At 68.2% G+C, this 3,508-nt stretch carries 1 protein-coding gene; it reads left to right on the forward strand.

Going from position 1 to position 3,508, the window contains the following annotated elements; all coding sequences use genetic code 11:
* Positions 1-3,508, forward strand: a 3,508-nt coding sequence (locus tag ABQF13_RS25200) for a non-ribosomal peptide synthetase (protein WP_448395536.1), incomplete at both ends; no start/stop codon positions are given.

A 3,508-nucleotide genomic window follows, 5' to 3' on the forward strand; every position in this document is an offset into this window, starting at 1 on the left:
CTGACCCCGCTGCAGCAGGGGCTGCTCTTTCACGCCAACACCGCATCCGCCAGCGCCGATCTGTACGCCATGCAACTCGAGATCGAGCTGAGCGGACCCCTTGACGTACAACGTCTTCGCGATGCCGTGCAGGCCGTGGTCAACCGGCATCCGCATCTGGCGGCGCAGTTCAGCGAACAGTTCGACGAACCGGTCCAGGTCATCCCGGCCGATCCCGTTGTGCCGTGGCGGTATGTCGAGCTGGACATCGACGGCGATGCCGCACCGCAGGTTTCGCGGATGTGCGCCGGCGAACGCGCCGCCGTCTGCCACCTCACCGATCAGCCGGCCTTCCGCGCCGCTCTCATCCGCGTGGCACCCAACCGGCACAGGTTGCTGCTCACGACGCACCACATCGTGCTCGACGGCTGGTCGATGCCGATCCTGCTGCAGGAGATCTTCGCTGGCTTCAGCCGCCAGCGGCTACCCGCAGCCACCCCGTACCGCAGCTTCATCACCTGGTTGGCCGACCGCGATCGCGACGCCGCTCACGCGGCCTGGCGCGAGGCACTAGCCGGCTTCGACGCTCCCACGTTGGTGGGCCCGGCCGGGAAGGTGGGGCAGGGTCCGCGAGGCATCGAATCCTTCCAGGTCCCCGAAGACATCACGGCGGCCGTCGGCGAACTCGCGCGGTCATGTCAGACCACGGTCAACATCGTGTTGCAGACCGCCTTCGCACGGCTGCTGTGTTCGCTGACCGGCCAGCACGATGTCGCCTTCGGCACCACGGTTTCGGGTCGGCCCACCGAAGTTCCCGGCGCCGAATCGATGGTGGGCCTACTGATCAACACGGTGCCTGTGCGGGCGACCTTCACCCCCGACACCACCGCCGAAGATTTGCTCGCGCAGCTGCAACGCGCCCATAACGACACCCTCGAACATCAACATCTCGCGCTCAACGAGATTCACCACCTCAGCGGCCAAGATCAGCTCTTTGACACGCTTTTCGTGTTCGAGAACTATCCCATCGACAGCAGCGCGCGGTTGGATGTCGACGGAATCACCGTCGCCGACTTCAACTTCCGCGAAACCAACCACTATCCGCTGGCCGTACAAGCCCTTCCGGGCCGCGAGATCGGGCTGCGCGTCGAGTACGACACCGACGTGTTCGATACCGACAGCATCCGAGCGCTGATCGACCGCTTCACCCGGGTCTTGGCGGCCATCACCACCGAACCGGGCCGGCGGCTCTCCGCGCTGGACCTGCTCGACGGAGCTGAGCGCACGCGTCTCGCGGAATGGGGCGGAGAATCGGCGTTGACCGCGCCGGAGATCGCCGCCGAGCCGATACCCGCACTGTTCGCCGCCCAGGTCGCGCGCACTCCGGACGCGCCGGCGGTGACCTTCGACGGTCAGTCGATGACGTACGCGGAACTCGACGTGGCTGCCAACCGGATGGCACACGTGCTAGCCGGTCACGGTGCGCGGCCCGGCCAAGTCGTGGCGCTGCTGCTTCCCCGGTCCGCCGACGCGATCGTGGCGATCCTGGCCGTGTTGAAAACGGGGGCCGCCTACCTGCCGATCGACCCGGCGGTGCCGGTGGCGCGCATCGGCTTCATGCTGGCCGACGCCACGCCGGTCGCCGCGATCACCACAGCCGAACTGGCGCAGCGGTTCGACGGCTTCGACGTGACCGTCATCGACGTCGCCAACGTCGAGACCCCACCTGACGGTACGACGCTGCCCGGTCCGGCGGTCGATGACATCGCCTACATCATCTACACCTCGGGCACCACCGGCGTACCGAAAGGTGTTGCGATACCTCATCGCAACGTGCCGGGGCTGTTTGGCGTGCTGGGCGCCGACCTGGCTTCGGGACCGGGTCGGGTGTGGACACAGTGGCACTCTTACAGTTTCGACGTCTCGGTCTGGGAGATTTTCGGCGCGCTGCTGCACGGCGCGCGGCTGCTCGTGGTGTCCGAAGAGGTCGCCGCGTCGCCGCAGGACTTCCACGAGCTGCTGGTCGCCGAACGTGTCGACGTGTTGAGCCAAACTCCTTCGGCGGCGGGCATGCTCTCCGCCCATGGGCTGGAGTGCGCGGCGCTGGTGGTGGCCGGTGAAGCCTGTCCGACCGAACTCGTCGACCGGTGGGCGGTGCCGGGGCGACTGATGATCAACGCGTACGGTCCGACCGAAGCCACGGTGTACGCCTCGATCAGCCAGCCCCTGACCGCGAACGCCGCCGACTCGGTGGTGCCGATCGGCGGGCCGGTGACCGGTGCGGCGCTGTTCGTGCTGGACGCCTGGTTGCGTCCGGTCCCGCCGGGTGCGGTGGGCGAGCTGTACCTGGCGGGCCGGGGTGTGGCAGTCGGATATGTGGGCCGCGCGGGTCTGACGTCATCGCGGTTTGTGGCCTGCCCATTCGGGGAGCCCGGCACCCGCATGTACCGCACCGGTGACCTGGTGCGCTGGGGCGCCGACGGACAGGTGCAGTACCTGGGTCGCGCCGATGAGCAGGTCAAGATCCGCGGCTATCGCATCGAACTCGGTGAAATCCAGGCCGCCCTGGCCGCTTTGGACGGCGTCGAGCAGGCCGTCGTCGTCCCGCGCGAGGGCCGCCCCGGCGACAAGCACCTGGTTGGTTACATCACCGGCACGGCCGATCCGGTCGTGGCGCGTGCCACGCTTGCCGAACGGCTTCCGGCCTACATGGTTCCGGCCGCGGTGGTGGCGATCGACGCGGTCCCGTTGACGGTCAACGGAAAACTCGACGTGCGCGCGCTGCCGGCCCCCGATTTCGCCGGACTCGATTCCTACCGGGCCCCGACCAACCCGACCGAGGAAATCCTCGCTGGCATCTATGCTTCCGTGCTCGGGCTCGAACGGGTCGGCGTCGACGACTCGTTCTTCGACCTCGGTGGCGATTCGTTGTCGGCGATGCGCCTGGTGGCCGCGGTCAACAAGACGCTGAACGCCAGCGTCGCGGTGCGCGCGTTGTTCGACGCGCCGACGGTAGCCCAACTGGCTCCCCGCATCGGCGCAGCAGGGTCGGCGCTGGAGCCGTTGGTGGCCGGCGAACGACCCGGGGTGGTTCCGCTGTCGTTCGCCCAAACCCGGCTGTGGTTCCTGGACCAATTACAGGGCCCGTCCCCGGTCTACAACATGACGGCCGCGTTCCGGGTCCACGGCGCACTGGACACCGACGCGTTGAGCGCCGCGCTCGCCGATGTGGTGACCCGCCACGAAGCGCTGCGCACCCTGTTTACCGCCCCCGACGGCGTCCCACGGCAAGTGGTGGTCGACCCCGAGCACGCCGAGTTCGGCTGGGAGGTCGTCGACGCCGCCGGGTGGACGGCGAGCCGGCTTCGTGAGGCCATCGACGCGGCATCACGTCACACGTTCGACCTGGCGACCGAGATCCCGTTGCGGGCCAAGCTTTTCCGGCTGTCCGACGACGAACATGTGTTGGCGGCGGTGGTGCACCACATCGCCGCCGACGGCTGGTCGATGACGCCGCTGGTGGCCGATG

The organism is Mycolicibacterium sp. XJ879 (assembly GCF_053483935.1).